The following is a 23,656-nucleotide window of genomic DNA, read 5'->3' as shown; positions in this document are numbered from 1 at the left end:
AAGGTGCTGGCATTCGCCGCTGGCCGATGATCCTTAATCCAAACTCATGCCGCGGGTTTCTGGAGCGAATCGCGCCATGAAGACGACGGCTACCAGCACCAGCGCAGTCGCGCCGGCAAACAGCCAGCCCAGCCCGACCACTGGCCACAGCGCCGCGAAAAGCAGGGGACCGAAGCCGGCGGCAAAGCGGGACATGGTCGAGGCCCAGCCAAAACCGCTGGCGCGCAATTCGGTGGGGTACAGCTCGGAAACGTAGGCATACAGCACCGGAATAGCGACCTGGACCACCACGCCGAAGACCAGCACCCAGGCAATCGCGGTCGCTGGGATATGCAGGTTCTGGGCTACGATCACAAGCACGATGCCTGAGATTGGCGCGGAGATCGCCAGCAGCCATTTACGGCCTACCCGCTCCACCAGCAATGCTGCCAGAACAACGCCCACCAGCCCCATCAGGGCCATCACCGCGGTAGCGAAGAACGACGCTGACTGGGCCATTCCGGCCTCGGTCAGAATCGATGGCAACCAGGTCAATGCCAGGTAGTAGACCAGCAAAATGGTCATGAACAGCAGCCAGCTGGTGGCGGTGATCTTCCAGGAGTACCGCCACAGCGAGGCGACCTGCTCCCACCAGCGCGGAGCCTTTTCCAATTCCACAGGTGCAATTACGTACTCGCGCGCAGTGGCCCCGGTGCGTTCCACGAGCTGGTCGATGACCGCACGGGCCTCGGCATCGCGGCCCTTGGCTGCCAAGAACAGCGGGGATTCGGGCATGGAGCGTCGTACCAGGTACACCATGAATGCGGGCAGGATCATGACTGCCAGGATCAGCCGCCAATTATCGGCGGTGGCCATCACCCACCCCGAAACGAAGAAGGACAGTGCCGCGCCCACCGGCCACCAGCCATCCATGGCGGTGAGCACGCGTCCGCGCAGCTTGGCAGGGGTGAACTCGCCGACGAGCGCATAGTCCACCGGGATGCAGCCTCCCAGGCCGACGCCGGCCAGGAAGCGGAAGGCGACGAAGAAGCCGAAATTCGGAGACAGCGCGCCGAGGATGGTGAATAGCGAGAACATCAGAAGCGTCAGGCTGAAGGCGTTCTTGCGTCCATAGCGGTCGGCGATCCCGCCCCAGAGGAAGGCGCCCACGGCCATGCCCACCAGATTGGAAGTGCCCAGCAAGGCCGCGGTGGGACGGTCAAGCCCCCACTCTTCGGCGACCAATGGAATCAACGCGCCGTTGAGGGTCACGTCCCAGGCATCGAACATGAAGCCGAGTCCGCCGATAATGAAAATGGTGCCCTGCACCTTCCATTTGAACGGCAGCTCTTGCACGATCGATGTGCCAGAAGGCAGGGGTGCGGAAGACACAGTGGTGCACCTTTCGGTGTGCGAGCAGAAATGGTTTGTACCGCGTGAAGCATAGCCGAAAACCAGGTTCCAGGTGTAGCTCTCTACGCTTCTTCTCCCGCCACGTCAAGGCCTGTTGTCTGCGCCGGCAAGGGGGTAATCTCTGGACATGGGAGTAGATTGGACCGCTCTCGAAGAGGCTATACGGGTGACTGCCCTTCGACACGCAGCGGAAGTGATAGCTGGACACCCCGACCAGGACTTCTATGCCATTGCCTTGCATGGAGTCAGCACCGAGGAAAGCGAAAGCATCGCCATGCCGTTGCTGGCCTTGAACTCGGTGCAGGCCCTGGAACGAGATCGCCTCACGGAGTCTCGCGAGCAATTGGTGGAACGCGGTGAAGACGCCGATGAGCCTGCCGATTACGAGGACCGTCCCGATGCCGACGGCGATGGAAGCCTTGAACCTGAAACCGTCACATTGGAAGACGATTCGCTGCTGATCACGGATTCCGATGATGAAGACGAAGACCAGCCGGATGACGAGGATTCCGACGGGGAAGATCTCGACGACGTCTTGGCCTCCTTGGAAGCGGATCTGGAAGACAGCGACGAGGAGAGCTTCTACTCGGATAAGTGGGAACCCAGCGATTGGCACTGGTCATCCATTGATTTATGCGAAGATCCCGCGGCCACGCTATGGTCCGAGGCGATGACCGGACTGGCAGCGCGTGATGGCTGGGAACCTACTATCAAGCGCTACTATCACACGCTGGTTGCGGTAGCCCGGTCGTTGCGCGAAGAGTTGGGCGAACGGACCAAGGCAGATCTCGTGGCCTATGTCGCAGATGAAGAACATGCAGAAAAACTTCTGCAGCTTTGCCTGACTGACAAGCAGCTTTCTTCATATTTCCCGCACCTTTCCTCATTGCCGGAAGGGGCTTGACACGAACTGAAATTCCGGTGCCTTCCTTGGTTAGAATGAAGGCGGTGGCCTCTGCGCTGCCCGCCCCATTCATTCTCACCGCCGGGAGAAAAATTTCGTGAGTAAGACCGTGCTGGACAAAGTCGCTATCCGTCGCGCACTGATTTCCGTCTATGACAAGACCGGCTTGGAGGAGCTGGCCGCTGGATTGCACGCCGCAGGCGTGCAGCTGGTATCCACCGGCTCCACGGCCAAGAAGATCGCTGCCGCTGGAATTCCCGTGACCGAGGTCGAGCAGGTGACCGGTTCCCCTGAAATGCTCGATGGCCGCGTCAAGACCCTGCACCCGCGCATCCACGGCGGCATCCTTGCGGACCGCCGCGTCACCGAGCACATGGACACCCTCTCCTCGATGGATATCGAGCAGATCGACCTGGTGGTGGTGAACCTGTACCCCTTCGTGCAGACCGTCGCCTCGGGTGCCTCGCAGGATGAAGTTGTCGAGCAGATCGATATCGGGGGCCCAGCCATGGTCCGCTCGGCAGCGAAGAACCACGCCGCCGTTTCCATCGTGGTTGATCCAGTTTTCTACCCGCAGGTCATCTCCGCAGCAGCCGAGGGCGGCTTCGATCTGAAGACCCGCCAGCGCCTGGCCGCCAAGGCCTACGCTCACACCGCAGCCTACGACACCGCGGTAGCCTCGTGGACCGCAAGCCAGTTCCTGGATGAGGACGGCGACGGCGTCATCGACTGGCCAGCCTACGCAGGCGTGGCCCTGCAGCGAGCCGATGTGCTGCGCTACGGCGAAAACCCGCACCAGCAGGCAGCGCTCTACGTTGACGAAGCCGCTCCAGCCGGCATCGCCCAGGCTGATCAGCTGCACGGCAAGCCAATGAGCTACAACAACTACGTGGATGCAGATGCTGCACTGCGTGCCGCATACGACTTCGAGAAGCCGGCTGTGGCTGTGGTCAAGCACGCCAACCCTTGCGGTGTGGCCGTCGCTTCGGATGACGCGGCAGATCCAATCGCTGATGCGCACCGCAAGGCCCACGCTACCGACCCGGTGTCCGCATTCGGCGGCGTCATCGCCGCCAACCGCACGGTCACCAAGGAAATGGCAGAAACCGTCAAGGGCATCTTCACCGAGGTGGTCATTGCCCCGGACTTCGAGGCCGAAGCCGTGCAGATCCTCTCGGCCAAGAAGAACATCCGCCTGCTGGCCCTGCCAGAAGGCTATGGCCGGAACAAGAACGAGTTCCGCCAGGTAAGCGGTGGCATGCTGGTCCAGGCTGGCGACAAGATCGACGCCGAGGGCGACAACCCGGGGAACTGGACCCTTGCTGCCGGTGAAGCTGCTGACGCTGCTACCCTGGCAGATCTGGAATTCGCTTGGAGCGCCGTGCGCGCCGCGAAGTCCAACGCGATTCTGCTGGCCAAGGACGGCGCTGCAGTGGGCATTGGCATGGGCCAGGTCAACCGCATCGATTCCTGCAAGCTGGCCGTGGAGCGCGCCAACACCCTGGGCGTGAAGGTCGAATCCGGCGCGGATGCCGCCGGTGGTGCAGAGAACGCTGACGCGGCTGCTTCGGAACAGCGTGCCGTGGGCTCCGTGGCCGCTTCGGATGCTTTCTTCCCATTCGCCGACGGCCTGCAGATCCTGATCGATGCCGGCGTGAAGGCTGTCGTACAGCCCGGTGGTTCGGTGCGCGATGAGGAAGTCATCGCGGCAGCGAACGAAGCCGGTATCACGATGTACTTCACCGGTGCACGCCACTTCTTCCACTAGGAACACTAGGTAGCAAGTCGTATAGACCTCAGGCCATGAACCCTCCACGGGTTCATGGCCTGAGGTTCTTTAAAGTGACAATGCTATTGAATCCTGGCACCGAGCCAGGCGAAATTCTGATGCGTAATCGTCGCCAGGTTCATGGTCCCCCCTTCTACTCCTCGGCGCAGTCCTCGAGCGCCAGGTGGATGGCACAGGTGGTAATCACGGCCCAGATCTTGGCAGCGCTCTGGCCTAGCTCGGTTTCGGGTCCCTGCAATAGTCTTGCCCGAGTGTGTTTTGGAATGTGTGGTGACCCGGTGCAAGCAAGGGTGCCGGGCTGCCGAAAGACGCTGATTCGCCGCTGTTTGGCAAGCTCATGCCGGCACAGGGCCAGGGTTACGGCAGCCCCGACTCGGTGGCCGAGGTTGTGGCCCTGTTGGCCAGTGAGAAGGGCCTCTTCACGACTGGCACCGAAACCGGCAGTGAAGACGGAACCCAATCCAAGTGATCCGCCGGGGCAAAGCCTCAGCCCAGAGCACTCAAAGGCCCGAGGTTCAAGAGTTGTTGAACCTCGGGCCTGGAGTGTTTCAAAGGGTGGCTTAGCCGATCCGGCTAGGCCAGCGTCCTGTGCCGCAATACGTGCAGCCGTCCCTTGGTCAGTAGCCACGCCATCGCCGAACCTGCACAGGGGACTACTAGCAGCATGATCGCCAACTGCGTCCACGGAATGATTAGCGCCATGTCCCTGAAAAGCAATTGCAGCGTCCCTGCGGCAACGATGCCGGCCATGATTCCAAACAACGTGCCGAATATGGAGGTTAAGAACAGCTGGGCCGCTGACAGAGACTTGCGCAGCCGTGGATCCGCGCCGATGCTGGCCAAGACCGAATGGTCTTCGCGCCCATCGGCCAACGCCAACCCGGCGGTAATGCCTGTAGCGCTGAAGGTGACCAAAGCGGAGAGACCGACCAGTTGCCACAAGGCGGTGGCTACGCTGGAGTTCGGGCCAGTTTCCAGCTTTTCTGGTCCGTAGCTTTCTCCTGCCGCTTCAGCCAGTGCGACTAATAGCGTGTCGTTGACGGCATCACTGGGAAGTTCACCCAGGGATAGCAATACCAACCGCTCATCGTAAGGCATCCCAATTCTTGAGGCAGTCTCCGGTGAAATGACCGCGTAGTACGGAATGGGCTTGGCCGGTTCTTCAACGGTGGCCAGCAAGGGGAAACTGCTTTGAGGACTGAATGAAGCACGCTGCGAAGACCATTGCTGGGAGGCATCTGCCGATTCTTGGGGGTCTGCGTCGGCGTCGTAGGAAATCAACGTTGTTGTCTCGTCCTCGTTCAGATACACCGGATTGCTAATCACCGCCCCGCCCGCCCTCAACGTTTGCAGCGCTTCACTGCTAGGTTTTCGTCCGAGCAGAGCTTCTAGTATTTCTTCACCACCGACGACGATGGTGGGAAGGCTGCTAAAACCTGAATCGGACGCCATGGATCCGTGGCAACGCCAATCTTGCAGATCAACAGGTTTCCCATCGGGAGCTACGAAGCATTGATGTCCACTAGGTTCCATAAGAGCCCACGTCGAACAATGCGGAGAATGCAGGATTCCATCGAGCTCAACGGAGTCTGGATCCAGCCTGGTGCATTCCCCCTGGTCGATAGCACCCGGAATAGTTTGGGCACTAGTGCGTGGTCCCAAAGCCTTGACCGCAGCATTCGACACATCCTCGGCGTTGATCCTTCTCGTGGTGAATGGGTCGGCAGAAGCCATCTTCACGGAGCCGACGGCGCTCGGCGAATATTCCTGCACCGACAGCGGCAACGCCATCTGGTTGAGGTTGTAACTCCACTGGTAATTTTCGTTCTCGCTGTGCGAGGCACTCGACCAGTAGATCAACAGCGCACTCGATAGCGTTGCAGCGGCCAGCACTGCGGCCACGGCGGGAACGGTTCTTCCTGTATTCCTAGCCGAATCACGGGTTGCCAAACGCAGCGGCAGCGGAAGCCAAGCGGATTTTGCGGCCACTAGCCTGAGCAACGGGGCGCTGAGCAAGATGAATGCGCTAATCAGTCCGATGCTTCCCGCAATGACCAGGACCAGTGCAAGATAACTGCGAAGTTCAAAATCTTGGATGATGCCAAAGACGGACAGCGAGGCTGATAACGCCAGCAACAGGATCGAAAGTGCCAGCCAGAGGATACCGCGCCGAAGATTCCTGCGACTGTGGTTGCTCGTTGTCCGGCCTGACCTCAGGGCATCATTCAAAGCTTGTTTCGCCACCGCACGGGCGGGAACGTAAGCGGATACCAGGCCGGCGATGAGCGCCAACAGGATGACTCCGAGCATCAGCGGCCAGGGGATATGCAGCCAGAGCTGGTTTTCTCCGCTGCGGAGTTTGAGAAGAACCCAGGCAATGCCCACGCCCGTCCCCGCCAATGCTCCGGCAACTCCACCGATGAGGCCCAGCCATAGGCCGCTGGCAGTCACCACCGATTTGAGGGTGCCCGCTTCGGCACCTGTTGCCGCTAGCAGGGCAAGGTCATGCCGCTGTTTGCGTGTTCCTACCGCGAACGCGGCGCCAGCCAGCAGCGCCACTTCCACCATCGCCAGCGTGGCAATCAATGCGCCAGTCGCGATGAGGTCGAGGCCATTGCCGCTCGGCGCATCCGCGAAGCGATCCTCGGGTGCTCCAATTTGTTCGGCTGTCGGCGGATTGCGCAGCAGTTCAGCAGAGGTGAGAATTGCTCCGTGCTGGTTCAGCTCGGTAGCCAGCGCCCAGGTGGCAGGTTTCTGCCCGAGAAGGTAATACATGGTTTCATTGGGCCCGGGCGCAAAGTTCTCCGGCATGTCGCTCTCAGCGGCAAAGAACGTGGGAATCGAATCATTGGTACTGCTATCGCGTACCGTGCCGACCATGGTGAAATCCCCTGCATTGTTCGAGAACTGGTCGCCTAGCTGCAGGTCGAATCGCTGCATGAAGCCGGGGGTTCCCAGGGCTTCCCTGTTGCCGGTGGCTGCGCGCCCTTCGAGTAGGTTGTATTTCCCATCGAAAGCAGGGTTCAGGACGTCTCCAATGACCGCATTGAAACTCAACGTTGCATCCCCGCGTTCGGTCGCCAGCGGGCTGGAGCTCAGTGGCAGGACGTCGTAGTCGGAGAGTACCAGATCTTTGAAATCATCAAGCGTTCCGTTGCGTTGTTCTGGTTCTGCTTCAGAATCGCTCATAACGCTGCTCAAGTCGCCTTTGGGGCCTTGGGTTAAGCTGGCAAGATCCGAGTATTGGAGGCTGATGCGGCCGGCACTCTGGCCTAGTTCGGTTCTTATAGTTTCTTCGGTGCTGGGCATCTTGCTGAATCCGGCGACAAGCGCTGCCGAAATCATCAAGATGGGCACAGCGATGAGCGCCGCAATGAGTGCTGAGCGGCCACGATTTCTCCTGATATCCAGCCACGCTATGCGAAGCGCGAGTTTCAGTTGCTGTTTTTTGTCGCCGTGTTGTGGTTCTAAGTTCAGTGGCATGATTAGTTCGCGGGAAGCTCCAGCAGCACCGTCGGATCATAGGATTGCGCTGTCTGGTCCACGATTCTTCCGTCCTTGAGAAAATGTACCCTGTCGGCCCACCCGGCATGTCTGGCTTCATGGGTCACCAGGACGACTGCGCATCCGGCATCTGCCCGTTGGCGTAGTGCTTCCATGATTCCGTCGCCAGATGCAGTATCTAGCGCGCCGGTCGGTTCATCGGCCAGAATTAGGCGGCGCTCGCCAACTATGGCCCGGGCGATAGCTACCCTTTGCCGTTGGCCACCGGAGATTTGGTCCATGAAGCGGTCCGCCAGTTTGTCGATCCCCACGGAGCGTAGTGCGTCCATGGCTTGTCGACGGGCTTTACGAAAAGGCACGCCGTCCAGCTCTCTGGGCAATGCGACATTTTCAACCGCCGTCAAAGACGGCACAAGATTGAAATCTTGAAAGACGTACCCGATGGCGCGTCGGCGCAGACGGGCCAGGTCATTGATGTTCAGTGCGCCCAATGGCGTGTTTTCGACGTAGATTTCACCGCTAGTGGCCTTGTCCAAACCGCCGGCCAGAGTCAGCAACGATGACTTGCCAGAACCTGAGGGGCCCATCACCGCGACAAACTCGCCAGCAGAAACGTCTAGGTCGATATCCCGCAGGGCTCCCACGGACGTCGCTCCACTACCGTATGTCATACAGATTTTGCGAAGCTGGAGTACCTGATTGCTCATCGCGTCACCTCTTTCGAGTCATTGAGCGCTTCTGCTGCGTGGACGGCAGGATTTTTCGAGGTGCGGAAGCGGTACTTCCTCAGCCATCCTTCACAGTGATCGAGCCAGCGGATTTCGGCCTCGGCGGCAAAGACCAATGAATCCAGCACGAGAATCCAGGCAACATCGTGCGAGTCGTTGGAGTCGAACTTCGTTGCTTCGCGACGCTGCCGGGTGTAGGTCTGCAAGTTGCGCATCGAGGCGGTGCGCTGCGCCTGCAGGAGTTTTTCCACGTCCACATTGTCCAGGGTCATTGCCAGGGACAACTTGATGGCCAATTCGTTGCGGGGCGGGTTTGTTGCGACGACGGGATCTGCAAACCACTGGGAAACCTCGGCCTTGCCTGCCGTGGTGATTCGGTAGAACACGTGGCCCTCCCCGTCATCCCCGTCCTTGAGGGCCAAGCCGTCGCGCTCCAAACGGTCAAGTGTCGTGTAGACCTGGCCGATATTCAACGGCCAGGTGGAACCTGTGCGTTCTTCGAACTCGCTGCGAAGCTGGTATCCATACATCGGCTGGTCGTGTAATAGGGCAAGAAGAGAATGTCGGATAGACAAGAGACCTCCGGAGGATGCGATGGGTACGCGAAATGATTGCATACTGAGTATACGTTAAATATAGATACTGAGTATGCGTATTGAATTCGCTGGAATCATGTCTATTGCGAAATGGGCAAATATTGTTCAACAACATCTTGCCAAGGTTGTTCAACAACCTGTAAAGTCTTGTCCATCACATTGACCTTGTGACGGTTGTCACCACTATCGCATTGGAACGTCATCATGGCACTTCCTGAGTCAACATCCCAAAGCAGCAAGGCGCGGCGCACGGCGCTCCTAGGCGCCATGTTCCTGATGGCCACCAGCGCCATCGGACCGGGCTTCATCACCCAAACCACAGAATTCACGGTCCAAATTGGCGCGGCCTTCGCCTTCGCCATTGTCGTCTCCATCCTTGTGGACATCGCGGTCCAGCTGAACGTCTGGCGCGTGATCGGGGTATCCGGAATGCGTGCCCAGGAACTGGGCAACAAAGTCGTCCCTGGCATCGGTTGGGTACTGGCCGCACTGGTATTCATCGGCGGCATGGTCTTCAATATCGGCAATATCGCCGGCACTGGCCTGGGCCTGAACGCCATGCTGGGTGTTGATGCCAAAATTGGCGGCGCCATCTCCGCGGCCATCGCCATTCTGGTCTTCCTGTCAAAGAAAGCCGGCATGGCATTGGACCGCATTGTGGTGATGCTGGGAGCCGTCATGATCCTGCTGATGCTGTACGTGGCAATTGTCGCCGCCCCACCGGTGGGCGATGCGATCCGCAACGTGGTGCTCCCCGAGAAAATCGATTTCTTGATCATCACCACCCTGATCGGCGGCACCGTTGGCGGCTACATCACCTACGCCGGCGCCCACCGCATGATCGATTCGGGCACATCGGGCGTGGAGCATGTCAAGTCGATCTCCAACATCTCGACCCTGGCAATCATCGTCACCGGTGTCATGCGCGTGCTGCTCTTCCTGGCGATCCTCGGCGTTGTGGCTGGCGGCGTAGCGCTGACCAGCGACAACAAGGCTGCCGAAGCTTTCGGCCACGCCGCCGGCCCCATCGGCATCCGTGCTTTCGGCATCATCCTCTGGGCTGCCGCGCTGACCAGTGTGATCGGTGCCGCCTACACTTCGGTTTCCTTCATCACCAAGCGCACCACACCGGAGCGCACCCGCAACCTGATCACCGTGGCTTTCATCGTGGTCTGCGGGATCATCTACCTGTTCCTGGGCAAGGCGCCGGCAACCCTGCTGATCTTCGCCGGAGCCTTCAACGGTCTGATCCTTCCTGTGGGCTTCGCAGTACTGCTCTGGGTCGCATGGCGCCGCCGCGACCTGATGAACGGATACAACTACCCCAAGGCCCTGCTGGTCATCGGTGCCTTGACCTGGCTGCTCAGCGTCTACCTCGGCTGGAACTCGATTTCGGGTCTGGCAGCCCTCTGGAACGGCTAGGAGCCAAGCAATCATGAAGGACCTGAAGAGTCTCGGGCATTCCGAACGTGCGGCGATGGCCCCAAGCGAAGCCCGCGAATTGTTCCGTGCCGGGCAGGTGCTGCCTACCGCCGGGATCAGCGCTGGATATGCGCAGGCAAATCTGATCATCGTTCCCCAGGAGCTGGCCTTCGATGTGCTGCTCTTTGCCCAGCGCAATCCCAAGTCCTGCCCGATCCTCGGTGTCCTGGAGGCGGGGCAAACCAGCAATGAATTGCTGGCAGGCGGAGATATCCGCACCGACGTGCCGAAGTACATGGTTTACGAAAACGGGGTCAAGGTGGATGAGCCCACCGACCTGTCAGAGTACTGGCGGGATGATCTGGTGACCTTCATTGTCGGTTGCTCGTTCACCTTCGAGAGCGCACTGATGGAAAGCGGCATTTCCATCGCGCATATCGACCAGGGCGTGAACGTGCCAATGTACAAGACCAATATCCGCTCGCAGTCGGCCGGAGCGATGTCCGGTCCGATGGTGGTCTCCATGCGTCCGATTCCAGCCTCTCAGGTTGCCGACGCGGTACGCATTACCTCGCGCTATCCAGCTGTGCACGGGGCTCCGGTGCATATCGGGAACCCCCAAGAGCTGGGCATAGCAGATCTGGGGTCACCGGACTTCGGAGATGCAGTGCAGATCCCGGAAGGGACGATTCCGGTGTTCTGGGCCTGCGGCGTCACGCCGCAGGCAGCCGTGATGGAGTCCCGCCCGGCCTTGGCCATCGGCCACGCACCGGGGCACATGCTCATTACGGATATCAGGGATTCCCAATACCAGGTTCCCTAGCCCATAGACCGAACGAGGCGGCCTCACCCCAAGGGGGCCGCCAAGTTCCCACCAGGGCCTTTGGCACTGGATCGAACGCGGTGGCCTTCCCCCAAGAGGCCGCCGCGTTCCCATGTCTAAAGGCTTTGCCGCTGAACCCAGGCCTGGACTTCGGCAAGCAGTACCTGCTTGGATTCTTCATCCAGGAATGCGGATTCAAAGGAATTCCTTGCCAGCGTAGCCAACTGCCCGGTGCTGAAGTTGAAGCTTGCCATGAGCGAGGCAAAATTGGCATCCATGTATCCGCCGAAATAGGCAGGATCATCAGAATGCACCGAAACCTTCAAGCCCTTTTCGAGCATCTGCGGCAACGGATGATCGGCCATGGTGTCCACCGCACGCAAGCGGATGTTGGATAGCGGGCAGACAGTCAAAGGCATCTGCTCGTCGACCAAGCGCTGAACCAGCGTCGGGTCGTCCAGGCAACGGATGCCGTGGTCCACGCGCTCAACCTCCAGCAAGTCCAGTGCCTGCCAAATGTAGTCAGCAGGGCCTTCCTCGCCCGCATGGGCAACGACGTGCAGGCCGTGGGCGCGGGCATAGGCAAAGACTTCCTGGAACAGCTCGGGCGGGAAACCCACCTCCGAGGAATCCAGGCCGATGCCATCGATATCGTGCTTCTCGGCGACCAGCACCTTCATCAAGTCCATCGCTTCTTCCGCTGGGGCATGGCGCCAGAAGCACGCGATGAGCTTGTGGGAGATCCCCCAGCGTTCTGCGCCCTCGGCCAGGCCGGAACGGATGCCGGCGATGACCTCGCCCAGGCCCAGTCTGCGCTGGATGTGAGCCTGCGGATCGAAGAACAATTCCACATGGCGCACGCCGGAGTCATGGGCGCGCTGCAGGTAGGCCACGGTGATTTCGTGGAAGTCTCCAGCAGTGCGCAAGACCGCCATATTCGCATAGAACAGGTCGAGGAAGGATTGCAGATTGCTGAACTGGTACTTGGCACGCAGCTGGTCAACGGTGGCATAGGGCAGCTCAACACCGTTTTTTGCCGCCAGCGCCATGATCATTTCTGGCTCCAGCGTTCCCTCAAGGTGGATGTGCAATTCGGCTACAGGCAATTTCACGGGTGGTGCGACCTTCCAAGCAGGGGACGAGGGCCTAGGCCGTGATGAAACGGCGGTGGCGCGCAATGGTTTCGTTAAACCATACGTTGGCTATCTATGTGCTTGCTTGGTTTGTCCGTGCGTCGAGGAAACCCGCAGGGCGCTGGGCTTGCGGCTGTCCGCACCGGCAGGCAGGCGGCGGCGATAGCATCAAGGATCCGGAAAAACCGGTGATCGCAGTGAAAATTCCGCGGAGCAAACCCGGATTTGGCGTCGGGGGCATCCTTGGAAAACAAGGGTGCACAACGCGATGAGGCAAGCGCTGGAGGCTGGCATTTGCCGCAAAGCAGTGAGGAATGCACGGCGCGGATGAGATGGAAATCGCAAGTGGCATGGGCCAAGGCCCTGCTCCATGCCTACTCCGAGCGTTGGGCGATGTGGCTGAGCAATTCAGCTTCAGCGGTGTCGAGATAGCCGCGCAGGGTCTGGGCGGCTTCCAGGCGCTCTCCGGCGCGGAGCATGGCCAGCAGATTCGCATTGCGCTCTACGTAGTGCGAATGGAAATCCGGGGCGTCGCTCATGGCGTGGAAGACCAGGCGCATACGAGCCAGCACGCGGCTCATCAGCTCCTGGAGCAGTTCGCTGTCGGAGGAGGCCACCAGCTGCTTGTGGAAAGCCTGATTGGCATTGGCCATCCGCGGCACGTCGCCGGCAGCCAGACCTGTGCGAGCCTCCTCGATGATTTTGCCCAACCGGTCCAGATCAATGTCTTGGCCCCATGCCAGGCATGCAGGCTCGACCGTGCGGCGCACCGCATAGATTTCCCGCACATCATCAGCATCCGGAGAAGCCACGAAAACACCCCGGTTGGGGATCCGGGTGATGATCAGCTCGCTATTGAGCAAGGTGAAGCTCTCGCGCAAGGTATTGCGCGAGAGCCCCAACGATTCAGCCAGGGTCTGTTCGGAAAGCTTGTCACCGGGCAATAGCTCGCCTTCGGCAATGCGGCGGCGCAGCTCATTGGCAGCCCAGAGCCCGCTGTGCGCGTGAGGGGCCTTGGCTGGATGCGAGGTGCTGCTGGTGGCTTTCATGCTTCCAATTTATCCCAACTGGCTTGCGGGTACGGACTTCATGGCCTGGACGCTAGCCGATGGTGCCCAAGGTGTCGCCGCGGCGTACGGCTGACCCTGCGCTCAAGTCCGCTGCACGGAAGATGCCATCACGGTGCGCGGTGATGGTGGATTCCATCTTCATCGCCTCGACGATGGCAATGCTCTGCCCTTCGGCGACTGCACTGCCATCTTCTGCAGCGAAGCGGACGAGGTTCCCGTCCATGGTGCTGCGTACCGCGGCGGCATCGACCTCGCCGGCAGCATCATCCTGGGTGGCGGCGGCGGTGCCGGCTCCCGGGGTATTGCGCAACGCGCTGGTCAGTGCAGCGGGAAGACCCAGCTGGACGGCCTTGCCGTCGAGCTCTATGGTGATGGTTTCACGGCTGGTATCGCGCTGATCCAGATCCATCTCGTCGCTGGCCTCCACCTCGTTGAGGAACTCGTCCTCGATCCACGTGGTGTAGACGCCCAGGGATTCGCCGTTGAACGCTTCGTGCTCGATGACGGCGCGGTGGAATGGCAGGACCGTAGGTACACCGGCAATGCTGATTTCTTCCAGCGCCAGGCGGGCACGGCGCAACGCCTGGTTCCGGTCGGCCCCGCGCACAATCAGCTTGGCGATCATCGAGTCGTAGAACGGCGGAATGACCGAGCCGCTGCGCACGCCCGAGTCCACCCGCACGCCGGCGCCGGTTGGCGCTTCGAACCGCTCCACGGTGCCGGGCGCAGGCAGGAAGCCGCGAGCCGGGTCCTCGGCATTGATGCGGAATTCGATGGCATGGCCGGTGGGCTGCGGGTCCTCGGTAATGGACAACGGCAGGCCATCGGCAATGCGGAACTGCTCGGCCACCAGATCGACGCCGGAAGTCTCCTCGGTGATCGGGTGCTCCACCTGCAAACGGGTATTGACTTCCAAGAAGGAGATCAGACCGTCCTGGGCCACCAGGTATTCCACGGTGCCGGCCCCGACATATCCGGCTTCCTTGCAGATCGCCTTCGCGGACTCGTGGATCCGGGTCCGCTGCTCATCGGTCAAGAACGGGGCCGGCGCCTCTTCCACCAGCTTCTGGTGGCGGCGCTGCAAGGAGCAGTCGCGGGTGCCGACGACCACCACATTGCCGTGGGTATCGGCCAGCACCTGCGCTTCAACGTGGCGCGGCTTGGCCAGGAAACGTTCCACGAAACATTCGCCACGGCCAAAGGCCACGGTGGCTTCGCGGGTGGCGGACTCGAAAGCATCGGAGATCTCATCGAGCGAGTAGGCGATCTTGATGCCGCGGCCACCACCGCCGAAGGCCGCCTTGATGGCGACCGGCACGCCGTACTCTTCAGCGAAGGCCCGCACCTCGCCGGCGTCCGCTGCCGGGCCGTCGGTGCCTGGGGCCAGCGGTGCGCCTGCGCGCACCGCGATCTGGCGGGCGGTGACCTTGTTGCCCAGGGCTTCGATGGCCGCGGGGGACGGGCCGATCCAGCTCATGCCAGCTTCGATGACGGCGTTGGCGAGGTTCGCGTTCTCCGAGAGGAAACCGTAGCCGGGGTGCACCGCATCGGCGCCGCAGCGCTTGGCGATGTTGATGATCTTGTCGATATCCAGGTAGGTGTCTGCGCCGGTGGAACCGTGCAGCGGGTACGCTTCATCTGCGCGGCGCACGTGCAGGGCGTCGGCATCCGGGTCCGAGTAGATGGCCACCGAAGAAATATTTGCGTCGGTGGCCGCTCGTGCAATGCGGACCGCGATTTCGCCTCGGTTGGCGATGAGAACTTTTTTCATGGCAATTCCTTAGGCGTCTGATGCGGCGTGGCCGGCAGCGGGATGGAGTTCGAATCGAATTCTGCTTCCGGGCGGAAGCTGCGCGGCTGCGCCCAGGTCTTCGGCAATGACGGTGGCGATCACCGGATAGCCGCCGGTGACCGGATGATCTGCGAGGAACAGCACCGGCAGGCCGGAGGGCGGCACCTGCAAGGATCCGCGGGCTACGCCTTCACTGGCCAGTTCCCCGGAGCGGACGCGCTGCAGCGGCTGCTGCCCGGTATCCAGGCGTACACCCACGCGGTTGGATTCGCTGGTGACATCCCAAATCTGGGCGGCCAGCTGGTCCACGCCCGCCTGGCCAAACCAATCGGCACGCGGACCGGGCATGGCGCGCAGCGTGTACACGCCGTTATCGTCTGGGACCGGCAGGGTGCTCGGTTCGCTGTTGCCAACGATGTGGCCCAGATGCGGGCGGCTCACCGGCAGCAAGCCACCGGCTTGCAAAGGCTGGGGACCGACGCCGGAAAGGGTGTCGGTGGACAGCGAGCCGAGGACCGGTTCCTGCTCGATGGTGCCGCGCACAGCAAGGTAGCTGCGCAGCCCGCGGCCGGCGGGTTCAACCTCCAGGCGCTCGCCGTGCAGCAGCGCGAACGGTGCATTGGCCGCGGCCTGGCGCGGGGTGCGGACCTGGTCGTCTTCGGCCGGGGTGATCCAGAGTTCTGCTTCGGCGCCGGTGAGCGCCAGCACTTGGTCTTGCTCGGCTTCAACGGTGATGCGGCTGCCGAGGTTCTCGATCACGGCTTGGCCTGGTTGGTTGCCCACCAGGCGGTTGGCCTGGTGGAAGGCGGCCGGGTCTGCGGCTCCTGCGACGCCAACTCCGAGGTTGCCGTAGCCGATGCGTCCGGCATCCTGGAGCAGGGACTGCAGGCCGGCGTCGATGATTTTCAGGCCACCGGCAAGTGCCTGCTCTGATGCTTCGTCTTGTGCGGCGGGTGCCTGGCTCACCGATATTTTCCGGGTGGCCCGGACGAACTGCACGGTATCCTGCGGCCGGATCAATGCAGGATTTTCGCGCTGTAAATCCCACATTTGCAGATCGGTATGTCCAATCAGCTGCCAGCCTCCGGGGGATTGGCGCGGATAGACGGCCGAGTACTCACCGGCGAGCGCTACCGCTCCGGCGGGCACCTTGGTGCGCGGGGAGTCTCTGCGCGGGACATTCAAGTCCTGGTTTTCGCCGAGCAGATAGGCGAAGCCGGGAGCGAATCCGCCAAATACTGCACGCCACCTCTGGCTGGTGTGCGCATTGATCACAGCTTCGGTGCTCAGACCGGTCAGCTCGGCCACGGCGGCGAGGTCTTCGCCATCGTAATTCACTGGTACTTCAACCAGCTTGCCCGCAGCGTGGAGTGCAGAAGCTACTTCAAGTTCTGGCAGTGCTGCCATGGCCCGTTCGGCGCTCTGCGCGGAATCGAATTTCAGCAGTACCGTTTGCGCGGCGGCCAAGAGGTCGCGCTGTCCGGACAGGGGAGAGCTTTCCAAGGCGGCGTTGAGCGCCAAGACAGCATCGAGCGAGTCCAGGTCGATGAGCAGGTCATGGGAGCCTGCCCGGTGAATGGCGCGGATGCTCACGCGAAGCTCCGGATCTGCACTCCGGCATGTTCCAGTCCTGCGCGCACGGCGCTGGCCATGGCCACTGCACCGGCAGTATCGCCGTGCAGGCAGATGCTCTCGGCTTCCATCTTGATGGTGCTGCCGTCCACGGCAACAATGGTGCCTTCGGTGGCCAGGCGGACCATGTTCTCGGTGACCTGGACGGGGTCGTGCAATACGGCGTTGGATTCGCGGCGGGAGACCAGGGTGCCCTCGGGGGTGTAGTTGCGGTCGGCGAAGGCTTCTGCGACGCCGCGCAGGCCAGCGGCTTCGGCCTTTTGCAGGGCGACAGAACCTGGCAGCAGCAGGACCGGCAGGTCGGTGCCGAAGGCCTTGATGGCATCGATGACGGCCTGGGCATGCACCTGGTGGTGCACGATGGTGTTGTACAGGGCGCCGTGCGGCTTGACGTACTTGATTTCGCTGCCTGCGGAGCGTGCCAGGGCCTGCAGGGCTCCTAGCTGGTAGAGGATGTCATCGGCCAATTCGGTGGCCGAGCAGTCCAGGAAGCGGCGGCCGAAACCGGCCAGGTCGCGGTAGCCCACATGGGCTCCGATGGTGACGTTGGCGCTGACCGCATCGCGGCAGGTCTGGGCGATGGTGCTGGGGTCTCCAGCGTGGAACCCGCAAGCTACATTGGCCGAAGACACGGAGGTGAAGATGGCGGCGTCGTCGCCCATCGTCCAGTTGCCGAACGACTCGCCTACGTCTGAATTCAGGTCTATGTATGGCATTGTGATCCCCGTCTCGTGAAAACCTCTTGGTAAAAGAATGCCCCACTTTCGGTAATTGTTCAACAATCTTGGCAGGGTTTTTGAGTATCGTTTCCCGGAATTCTGCTGGAGCGGTGCTCCCACCTCTCTTCTGATCAGGCGTTTTGCACGTGGAATAGCAAAGCCCGAGGCCAGGAATCCTTGCGGAATCCTGGCCTCGGGCAGGTCTTGTGACTGGCGGTGCGGCTACTGGCCTTCTTCGCCGTCGGAATCTTCATGCCCGAACGGAATGGGCGCGTTCTGGGCCGCATCCGGATCAGGGACAGTAGTGTTCTTGTCCTCTGGGTCCGGAGTCTGAGCTGGACCTGTGGTTTCGTCGTGGTTTTCGGTTCCCATGGTTATTTCCCTTCATCCGTGCCTTGTTTAGTTGCCAGCTAGCGGGTGCTGGTTCACACAGCCTAGCCGTGAATCGTGGCGAAAAGCGGTGCGGTCAGGGAATTTCCATGTTCGCCCGCCGTGGAATCCTTGCGCGTTGGCGATATCCGCGGCATTGCCCGGCTGCTATGACAGTCCAATGGCGTTGCCGTGCTCGTCGACGTCCATGTGCATGGCGGCTGGCACCTTCGGAAGGCCCGGCATCGTTGTGATTGCCCCGGTGATGGCCACGATGAATCCGGCGCCGGTCTTGGGGATCAGTTCGCGGACCTGCACGGTGAATCCGCTGGCGGCGCCTAGCAGCTGCGGGTCATCGGAGAAGGAGTACTGGGTCTTGGCTATGCATACCGGCAGGTGGGACCAGCCGTTGTCGTGGATCTGCTGGAGCATCCGCCGGGCCTTGGGGGAGTATTCGACGCCTTCGCCGCCGTAGACTCCGCGCACCAGGGCCAGGATCTTGTCCTCGACTGGCTGCTGCAGCTCGTACAGCGGGGCAAAATTGCCCGGTTCGTCGATGGCCCGCAGCACCGCGGCGGCCAGCTCGCCTGCTCCGGCGCCGCCTTGGCCCCAGACATCGGCGATGGCACAGGCGATGCCCTGCTGCGCTGCCCAGCCGGTGACCGCTTCCAGCTCGGCGTCGGTGTCCGTGGTGAAGCGGTTGATGCCGATCACCGGCTGGATGCCGAACTTGGCGATGATCGAGGCGTGGCGTTCCAGGTTTGGCAGCCCTGCCCGCACGGCCGCGACGTTTTCTTCCCCCAGTTCCTCCTTGGGGACCGAACCATGCATCTTCAGTGCGCGGACGGTGGCAACGATGACCACCGTGTCGGGCGGGCACCCGGCGTAGCGGGCCTTGATGTCCATGAATTTCTCGGCGCCCAGATCGGTGCCGAAGCCGGCTTCGGTCACCACCACGTCGGCCAGTGCGCGGGCGGTGTTGGTGGCGATGGCCGAGTTGCAGCCGTGGGCGATGTTGGCAAATGGCCCGCCGTGAATGAACGCGGGAGTGCCCCCGATGGTCTGCACCAGGTTGGGCTTGATGGCTTCCTTGAGCAGCAGCGCCATCGCACCCGCCGCGCCCAGGTCATCGACCGTGACCGGGGCCTTGGCGTAGGTGTATCCGAAGGTGATCTTGCCCAGCCGGGCGCGCAGGTCCGCCAGCCCGGTGGCCAGGCAGAAAACTGCCATGACTTCGGATGCGGCGGTGATCTCGAAACCCGTTTCGCGGGGGACCCCGTTGGAGGAACCGCCAAGGCCGATCACCACGCTGCGCAACGCCCGGTCGTTCATGTCCAGCACCCGCTTGAAGGTGATGGATCGCGGGTCGATGCCCAGTGCGTTGCCCTGCTGCAGGTGGTTGTCGACCAGTGCCATCAGCAAGTTGTTCGCGCTGGTGATGGCGTGGAAATCCCCGGTGAAATGCAGATTGATCTCGTCCATGGGCAGCACCTGGGACTGGCCGCCACCGGTGGCTCCGCCCTTCATCCCGAAGCTCGGGCCGACTGAGGGCTCGCGCAGCGCGATGATGGTCTTGGTCCCCGTGGCAGCCAGCGCGTCGCCCAGGCCCACCACCATGGTGGATTTGCCTTCCCCTGCCGGCGTCGGGGACATGCCGCTGACCAGGACGACTTTTCCGGGCCGGTTTCCGTTGGCCGGCAGCAGGGCAGGATCAATTTTGGCCTTGTACTTGCCGTAGGGCTCCAGCGCGTCCTGCGGGATTCCGGCCGCCTCGGCAATCCGGGAGATTGGTCTGAGCACTGCCCGCGAGGCAATGGCCAGATCGCTCATATCGGTTTCCGGCAATGCTGCCATGTTGTGTCCCCTGTCTGGCTGCCCGGTGACCCGGGGGTGAGGAAGCCCAAGGCTTCTGGTTTTCCCTGATTCGCCTTCAAGCTATCACCTTGCAGGCGAGGCGAGAAGGCTGTGCTGGGCAGAACGTGGATCGGTGTCTACCCGAGCCGGGCCTGGCGAAGTGGTAACAATACCTGTTCCACATTTCACGGAGAAGGTGCCCCTCTATTGAAGCCAGCGATTCTCAGCTCCGAAACGGCACAGAACCAGCTGTGAGGCGTCATTGCAAGCAATCTTGATAGGCGTCGGATGGTCAACACGATGAGCGCTTGGTTAGGACGTTTGCCGCGCTCACGTTCCCGGACATAGTGTTTCCGGATTGTCGGATCCAAGCGGAATGATGCAGTGAAGAGTGGTGAAGCGATAACGTGATTCGAGGATCAACTGAAAACCTTACGACTGAGCTGCCATGAACTATTAGAGCACGTTGCTCTCCGGACGAGTCGAAGTAGACGAGAGCCTTTTCGGGGCCCCCGCCCCGGTCGTACAGGACGTGGTGCGTCCGGAAAGACTCTGGTGGCGGGTGCTATTGAGATTTCAGATGATGGGTGGGGCCGAGCCTGACTGGCAATTATCCCTGATGCTTCGTCGGCATCGCTGCGCAAGTTCATCACCGCGAATGTTGATACAACATAGTGAACAGTGCGGGTTTGCGACGAGGCAGCCTGGAATTCGAGTAGTGCGGGCAACGATAATTCATTGCCGATGGGAGAGCATCACCGGAAATCTTCAGACGTTCGGATCCGTGCGGTTGCCGCTGAGCTCGGCGGTGCCGGCGGAAGGTTTAGCTGTCAGCGCTGCGGGACCAATGCTGCATGAGTCTTTGCTGGGCTTGCTGTTCGCTCAATCCTGAAATCTCTTGTGTGGACAGATGAAGTTGTTCTACGAGCGCAGCTTCCATCCACTCGGGCAAGACAGATCCCCGTGCGGGTTCAGGTTGAGCTTCAACGGATTCGTAGAGCCGTCCCATCTGGACAACGACGTCTTTGAGCGATTGAATCTTCGGGTCATCGCCCATGCGTGCGACCCGTGAGGTGAGCTCATCGTAAACCTCGCCATCCGAACGAGCTCCAACAGCCCAGACCTCAGAAATATCAAGAATTGGGCGGCCGGACGCGTCTTCGGTAATGCGCCATACGATTCTCCAGTCGCGATCCCCAACGACTAACTTGCGGAAACCGACTAGCGCACCGAGCAAGGGCTCGCCAGCCTCAGGAGATTTTTCGAGCAGCAGCATCTTCTTGAAAACGGATCGCACGATCTGCGGATCCTTTTTGTGAAGACGATGTAGGTCAGATACTGCGTCTTCAGTTAGCCGGACGATGCACAGGCGGTCTTGAGGCTGATTCACGAATTATCAGACTGGGCTTCTTCGACATTTTCCGCCTCAAGTTCTGCGCGGTTCAAATTGAAGAATTCCATCGCTTGGTCGAGCGTCGTGCGCACGCCGCTATCAGTGGCAAAGCGTGCCATCACCAGCGCAGCATCGCGAAGAGTGTCCCGGTCATGACGCAGCTGAGCGATTTCCTTGGCGGAAACGACTTCGGCCACGACCTTGCCATGGCGCGACAAAGGGGTATCCCGGCCCTCTTCGGCGGCGGCGACAAGCGCAGAGAGCCCCGCGCGTGATGCTTCGGTGATGCTCAAAGTAGTCATATGAAAACTATATAGATTTCTACCTAGATTTTCTAGTTTGCCTTCCGTGCCTCGTTAAAGCAAAAGCTGGGTCGCCACCCTTGGTAGCGACCCAGCTTGAGAGAGCGGAGGATCCGCTAGCTTGAATGCTTCCGTTCAAGGAACTGATGACGCAACGAATTCACGGACTGGAGGGCTTGGCTTTCGTCGGTTCCAATGTTTTCTTCGACCCATGAGTAGTAGCGGTAAGCTTCATCCAGGATTCCCGGAATAAAGTCGTCGGGATCAACAATGTTTGTTTGGCGATTAACAGTGAAAAGTGTAGATCGTCCTTTCACTTCCAGTCGAAGGGGCACTGGCTGGCCAGGAAACAGCCTTTCAGCTGACCCTTTCTCCATGAACTCTTCTACCAGCTCAAGGAGCTCAAACCAGATTCCTGTAACTTCATCCCACAGGTCACCCGAGATCAAATCGATCCCGTAGTAAGACAGAGAAAGAAAACCTTCACTGCCGTAGGGATTTTCTTTGAGTCGATTCCGCCACATCTCGGCAGCCCGTTCGGGTTCCTGAAACATGCTTACCAAGTAGTTTTCGGGATTAGCGACGAAATCCTCGATATCCGTGACCGTGTGCGGAACCAGAATGTATGGTTCGCTATGTACGGCTTGTTCTTTCATCTCACCTTGATTCTTATCGCGGGTAGAATTGGACAACTCGGCCTCTGTCAATGACCATCTTGTACTTCACGTTGTTATAGGTTCCTTCGAGCTGTATTCGCTTGTTGGTTCCACCGCTTTTCAGTTTACTTTGGTTCTGCTTCATGGCGCCATGAACCAGATTTCGTACATCGCTGATTGACATCTTCGGATTGAAAAATGTTTGGCTGCTCTTAGAAGAACCATCCCAATATTTTGGATGATGCCGCTGAAGAATATGCTTCATTCCGCTCTTATCAAGTTTGAACGTATGTGAACCCGTTCTGTAAGAAAGGGTCTTGAAGGAAGACAACGCGTTGACAACTCGTGAAGCGGGAGCCTTAGCGTACTTGACGGTTTTGGAGCCTACCTTGATTACGATGCTGGTAACCCTGATAGCGATAATAATTGCTGGGATCCAAAACGGATCAGCTACGACTGGGTATTCATGGTCTTCCCCAATGTCTACTTTTTGGACCAAGTCACCATCGTGAAGCTCATACCAAGTTCTGACTGTTTCGCCACTTGCATCAACTGCCCATGCAGGTTCAAATCGACTGGTCAGGACGGATTCGTTTTCATCGGGGAAAGATTGAAAGACGTCTACTCCGCCATCTTGGGCAATCTCAGCGAATGACCCTTCCGGTAGCCCCAGTTCATACCGGAACTCATGAGGCGCATCGGCATCGTGAATAATTGTCTGTGCACGTATAGCTCCATCGTCATGAGTCTGCAGTGCAAGATCTATTTCATCATCGCTGAATACAGCAGTGCCATCGTCGAGCATTTGCACATCACTTGGCGCACTCTCAATGGGTAGTCCGAAGCTGAACTCCCGTTCCACATTCTCTGCGCCAATTACAAGCGATTTACCTTCTTCAGTTGCTTGGACGAATACCGCGCCCTCGCCGGTGCCGAACTCCAGAACTTCAGAGTTCAGCGTCGGTTCAACTAAATTGGCTTCAGTTTCTCCCGCTGCCGCTAAAGCATCCGACAGGAGCTCTTGTGTCGTTACTTGGCTCGGCTCGGAGGGGTCCGCGAGGCTGGCTGACGATGCAGTTACAGAGACTGCGCAGGCGATGGCTATCGCCGATAGGAGCCGAGAACGAGTCCGGCGGAACAAAGTGCTATTCATTTTCTTCTTTCCTATGCGCCAGGTGAATACCGGGTGCATGGTTGTGGCATGCCTAGGAATATCCAGCGACTTTGCATTCATGTCAGATGCAAATGCATCCAGGGCAGCACTCCGGACACGGGATTGTCCGAAAGTCCCTACTCAGCCCAGTATGAGTCGCTATAATAAATAGTAATGGTTTAAACCCGATGCAGTGGGGTTTTTTGTGAGAAGGACAGAGCTTTCGCTTAAAGGGTGCACTTGCCTACCGGGAAATAGGGCTGTTCGCTGGAAAGTTGGTCTCGGCAGATCCGACAGTTGAGTGAGAATTCAGCTGCTATTGGGATAAATGAGTTGGAAAACGACCAATGACCTGCCGCTGCTCGCTAATGAACGGCGCGGAATCGGGCGGCGTCCGTGGCAGTATGCACCCAGGTGTGCAAAGA

21 protein-coding genes and 1 pseudogene are annotated in these 23,656 nt (G+C 60.1%); 6 read left to right on the top strand and 16 right to left on the bottom strand.

Features of this window, described 5'->3' with window-relative positions; genetic code table 11:
- Positions 1 to 33: 33 nt before the first annotated feature.
- The gene (locus tag ACIOU9_RS08695) at positions 34 to 1,371 is read right to left on the bottom strand and encodes an MFS transporter (protein WP_402696605.1); all 1,338 of its coding nucleotides are present in this window, start codon (positions 1,369 to 1,371) and stop codon (positions 34 to 36) included.
- A gap of 187 nt (positions 1,372 to 1,558) precedes the next feature.
- On the opposite strand from ACIOU9_RS08695, the gene ACIOU9_RS08690 reads away from it, so the two are divergent.
- From ACIOU9_RS08690 to ACIOU9_RS08680, 3 genes are all read left to right on the top strand, one after another.
- Positions 1,559 to 2,296, top strand: coding sequence for a hypothetical protein (locus ACIOU9_RS08690; protein WP_146112261.1), 738 nt, complete (start codon positions 1,559 to 1,561; stop codon positions 2,294 to 2,296).
- Between the two features lie 97 nt (positions 2,297 to 2,393).
- Positions 2,394 to 4,064: a bifunctional phosphoribosylaminoimidazolecarboxamide formyltransferase/IMP cyclohydrolase gene (gene purH, locus ACIOU9_RS08685; RefSeq protein WP_402696603.1), complete on the top strand. Its 1,671-nt coding sequence runs from the start codon at positions 2,394 to 2,396 to the stop codon at positions 4,062 to 4,064.
- A 358-nt stretch (positions 4,065 to 4,422) separates the two neighbouring features.
- Positions 4,423 to 4,554 carry a hypothetical protein gene (locus tag ACIOU9_RS08680; protein WP_287041195.1) on the top strand — a complete coding sequence of 44 codons (132 nt, stop codon included), beginning with the start codon at positions 4,423 to 4,425 and terminating at the stop codon, positions 4,552 to 4,554.
- A gap of 104 nt (positions 4,555 to 4,658) precedes the next feature.
- Here the strand turns inward: ACIOU9_RS08680 and ACIOU9_RS08675 are convergent, their stop codons facing one another.
- The 4 genes from ACIOU9_RS08675 to ACIOU9_RS08660 all read right to left on the bottom strand — a co-directional run bounded on the left by ACIOU9_RS08675 (position 4,659) and on the right by ACIOU9_RS08660 (position 9,164).
- Positions 4,659 to 7,274 (bottom strand): FtsX-like permease family protein, encoded by a 2,616-nt coding sequence (locus tag ACIOU9_RS08675; protein ID WP_402696602.1) that lies wholly within the window; start codon positions 7,272 to 7,274, stop codon positions 4,659 to 4,661.
- Between the two features lie 296 nt (positions 7,275 to 7,570).
- Complete coding sequence (locus ACIOU9_RS08670) at positions 7,571 to 8,296, bottom strand: ABC transporter ATP-binding protein (RefSeq protein WP_402696600.1); 726 nt, start codon at positions 8,294 to 8,296, stop codon at positions 7,571 to 7,573.
- A complete protein-coding gene (locus tag ACIOU9_RS08665) occupies positions 8,293 to 8,892 on the bottom strand; it encodes a PadR family transcriptional regulator (RefSeq protein ID WP_402696599.1) in 600 nt (199 codons plus the stop codon). Before ACIOU9_RS08665 ends, ACIOU9_RS08670 begins: the two co-directional genes overlap by 4 nt.
- A 101-nt stretch (positions 8,893 to 8,993) precedes the next feature.
- Positions 8,994 to 9,164: a hypothetical protein gene (locus ACIOU9_RS08660; RefSeq protein ID WP_287041205.1), complete on the bottom strand. Its 171-nt coding sequence runs from the start codon at positions 9,162 to 9,164 to the stop codon at positions 8,994 to 8,996.
- Here ACIOU9_RS08660 and ACIOU9_RS08655 point away from each other — a divergent pair.
- Positions 9,118 to 10,335 carry an NRAMP family divalent metal transporter gene (locus tag ACIOU9_RS08655; protein WP_105661644.1) on the top strand — a complete coding sequence of 406 codons (1,218 nt, stop codon included), beginning with the start codon at positions 9,118 to 9,120 and terminating at the stop codon, positions 10,333 to 10,335. The genes ACIOU9_RS08660 and ACIOU9_RS08655 overlap by 47 nt on opposite strands.
- A gap of 13 nt (positions 10,336 to 10,348) precedes the next feature.
- Positions 10,349 to 11,158 (top strand): putative hydro-lyase, encoded by an 810-nt coding sequence (locus ACIOU9_RS08650; RefSeq protein ID WP_105661645.1) that lies wholly within the window; start codon positions 10,349 to 10,351, stop codon positions 11,156 to 11,158.
- A gap of 116 nt (positions 11,159 to 11,274) precedes the next feature.
- Here the strand turns inward: ACIOU9_RS08650 and ACIOU9_RS08645 are convergent, their stop codons facing one another.
- The 7 genes from ACIOU9_RS08645 to ACIOU9_RS08615 all read right to left on the bottom strand — a co-directional run bounded on the left by ACIOU9_RS08645 (position 11,275) and on the right by ACIOU9_RS08615 (position 19,727).
- Positions 11,275 to 12,270, bottom strand: a complete 996-nt coding sequence (locus ACIOU9_RS08645; RefSeq protein ID WP_402696597.1) for an adenosine deaminase — start codon at positions 12,268 to 12,270, stop codon at positions 11,275 to 11,277.
- 395 nt (positions 12,271 to 12,665) lie between these two features.
- A complete protein-coding gene (locus ACIOU9_RS08640) occupies positions 12,666 to 13,340 on the bottom strand; it encodes a GntR family transcriptional regulator (protein ID WP_402696595.1) in 675 nt (224 codons plus the stop codon).
- A gap of 52 nt (positions 13,341 to 13,392) precedes the next feature.
- Complete coding sequence (locus ACIOU9_RS08635) at positions 13,393 to 15,132, bottom strand: acetyl/propionyl/methylcrotonyl-CoA carboxylase subunit alpha (protein WP_402696593.1); 1,740 nt, start codon at positions 15,130 to 15,132, stop codon at positions 13,393 to 13,395.
- A gap of 9 nt (positions 15,133 to 15,141) precedes the next feature.
- Entirely contained in the window at positions 15,142 to 16,746 is a 1,605-nt protein-coding gene (locus tag ACIOU9_RS08630) for a carboxyltransferase domain-containing protein (RefSeq protein ID WP_402696591.1), read from the bottom strand.
- Positions 16,743 to 17,501 (bottom strand): LamB/YcsF family protein, encoded by a 759-nt coding sequence (locus ACIOU9_RS08625; protein WP_402696590.1) that lies wholly within the window; start codon positions 17,499 to 17,501, stop codon positions 16,743 to 16,745. The genes ACIOU9_RS08630 and ACIOU9_RS08625 overlap by 4 nt, the downstream gene beginning before the upstream one ends.
- 225 nt (positions 17,502 to 17,726) lie before the next feature.
- Positions 17,727 to 17,876: a hypothetical protein gene (locus ACIOU9_RS08620; protein WP_181148833.1), complete on the bottom strand. Its 150-nt coding sequence runs from the start codon at positions 17,874 to 17,876 to the stop codon at positions 17,727 to 17,729.
- Positions 17,877 to 18,041: 165 nt separating this feature from the next.
- Positions 18,042 to 19,727, bottom strand: a complete 1,686-nt coding sequence (locus ACIOU9_RS08615) for a formate--tetrahydrofolate ligase (protein WP_402696589.1) — start codon at positions 19,725 to 19,727, stop codon at positions 18,042 to 18,044.
- A 460-nt stretch (positions 19,728 to 20,187) separates the two neighbouring features.
- On the opposite strand from ACIOU9_RS08615, the pseudogene ACIOU9_RS08610 reads away from it, so the two are divergent.
- Positions 20,188 to 20,390 (top strand): annotated as a pseudogene (locus tag ACIOU9_RS08610) (transposase); the annotation flags it as partial.
- Positions 20,391 to 20,550: 160 nt separating this feature from the next.
- Here the strand turns inward: ACIOU9_RS08610 and ACIOU9_RS08605 are convergent.
- The 4 genes from ACIOU9_RS08605 to ACIOU9_RS08590 all read right to left on the bottom strand — a co-directional run bounded on the left by ACIOU9_RS08605 (position 20,551) and on the right by ACIOU9_RS08590 (position 23,312).
- Positions 20,551 to 21,117 (bottom strand): type II toxin-antitoxin system RelE/ParE family toxin, encoded by a 567-nt coding sequence (locus ACIOU9_RS08605; RefSeq protein ID WP_402696588.1) that lies wholly within the window; start codon positions 21,115 to 21,117, stop codon positions 20,551 to 20,553.
- Positions 21,114 to 21,422: a type II toxin-antitoxin system Phd/YefM family antitoxin gene (locus tag ACIOU9_RS08600; RefSeq protein WP_133833180.1), complete on the bottom strand. Its 309-nt coding sequence runs from the start codon at positions 21,420 to 21,422 to the stop codon at positions 21,114 to 21,116. The genes ACIOU9_RS08605 and ACIOU9_RS08600 overlap by 4 nt, the downstream gene beginning before the upstream one ends.
- 116 nt (positions 21,423 to 21,538) lie before the next feature.
- On the bottom strand, positions 21,539 to 22,078 hold the full coding sequence (locus ACIOU9_RS08595) for a hypothetical protein (protein WP_133833179.1): 540 nt from the start codon (positions 22,076 to 22,078) through the stop codon (positions 21,539 to 21,541).
- 13 nt (positions 22,079 to 22,091) lie between these two features.
- Positions 22,092 to 23,312, bottom strand: coding sequence for a hypothetical protein (locus ACIOU9_RS08590; RefSeq protein WP_402696586.1), 1,221 nt, complete (start codon positions 23,310 to 23,312; stop codon positions 22,092 to 22,094).
- Positions 23,313 to 23,656: the final 344 nt, after the last annotated feature.

This window comes from Glutamicibacter sp. NPDC087583 (assembly GCF_044743685.1).
GTDB lineage: Bacteria > Actinomycetota > Actinomycetes > Actinomycetales > Micrococcaceae > Glutamicibacter.
Note: the sequence above shows the minus strand (reverse complement) of the source record. Positions and strands in the feature narration are given on the sequence as shown.

Bases quoted from the DNA above. Each gene is read 5' to 3' on its own strand.
- ACIOU9_RS08640 (WP_402696595.1), bottom strand. From the start codon at position 13,340: ATGAAAGCCACCAGCAGCACCTCGCATCCAGCCAAGGCCCCTCACGCG.
- ACIOU9_RS08670 (WP_402696600.1), bottom strand. From the start codon at position 8,296: ATGAGCAATCAGGTACTCCAGCTTCGCAAAATCTGTATGACATACGGT.
- ACIOU9_RS08625 (WP_402696590.1), bottom strand. From the start codon at position 17,501: ATGCCATACATAGACCTGAATTCAGACGTAGGCGAGTCGTTCGGCAAC.
- ACIOU9_RS08680 (WP_287041195.1), top strand. From the start codon at position 4,423: ATGCCGGCACAGGGCCAGGGTTACGGCAGCCCCGACTCGGTGGCCGAG.
- ACIOU9_RS08675 (WP_402696602.1), bottom strand. From the start codon at position 7,274: ATGAGCGATTCTGAAGCAGAACCAGAACAACGCAACGGAACGCTTGAT.
- ACIOU9_RS08620 (WP_181148833.1), bottom strand. From the start codon at position 17,876: ATGGGAACCGAAAACCACGACGAAACCACAGGTCCAGCTCAGACTCCG.
- ACIOU9_RS08650 (WP_105661645.1), top strand. From the start codon at position 10,349: ATGAAGGACCTGAAGAGTCTCGGGCATTCCGAACGTGCGGCGATGGCC.
- ACIOU9_RS08655 (WP_105661644.1), top strand. From the start codon at position 9,118: ATGGCACTTCCTGAGTCAACATCCCAAAGCAGCAAGGCGCGGCGCACG.
- ACIOU9_RS08615 (WP_402696589.1), bottom strand. From the start codon at position 19,727: ATGGCAGCATTGCCGGAAACCGATATGAGCGATCTGGCCATTGCCTCG.
- ACIOU9_RS08590 (WP_402696586.1), bottom strand. From the start codon at position 23,312: ATGAATGCAAAGTCGCTGGATATTCCTAGGCATGCCACAACCATGCAC.
- ACIOU9_RS08635 (WP_402696593.1), bottom strand. From the start codon at position 15,132: ATGAAAAAAGTTCTCATCGCCAACCGAGGCGAAATCGCGGTCCGCATT.
- ACIOU9_RS08600 (WP_133833180.1), bottom strand. From the start codon at position 21,422: ATGACTACTTTGAGCATCACCGAAGCATCACGCGCGGGGCTCTCTGCG.
- ACIOU9_RS08595 (WP_133833179.1), bottom strand. From the start codon at position 22,078: ATGAAAGAACAAGCCGTACATAGCGAACCATACATTCTGGTTCCGCAC.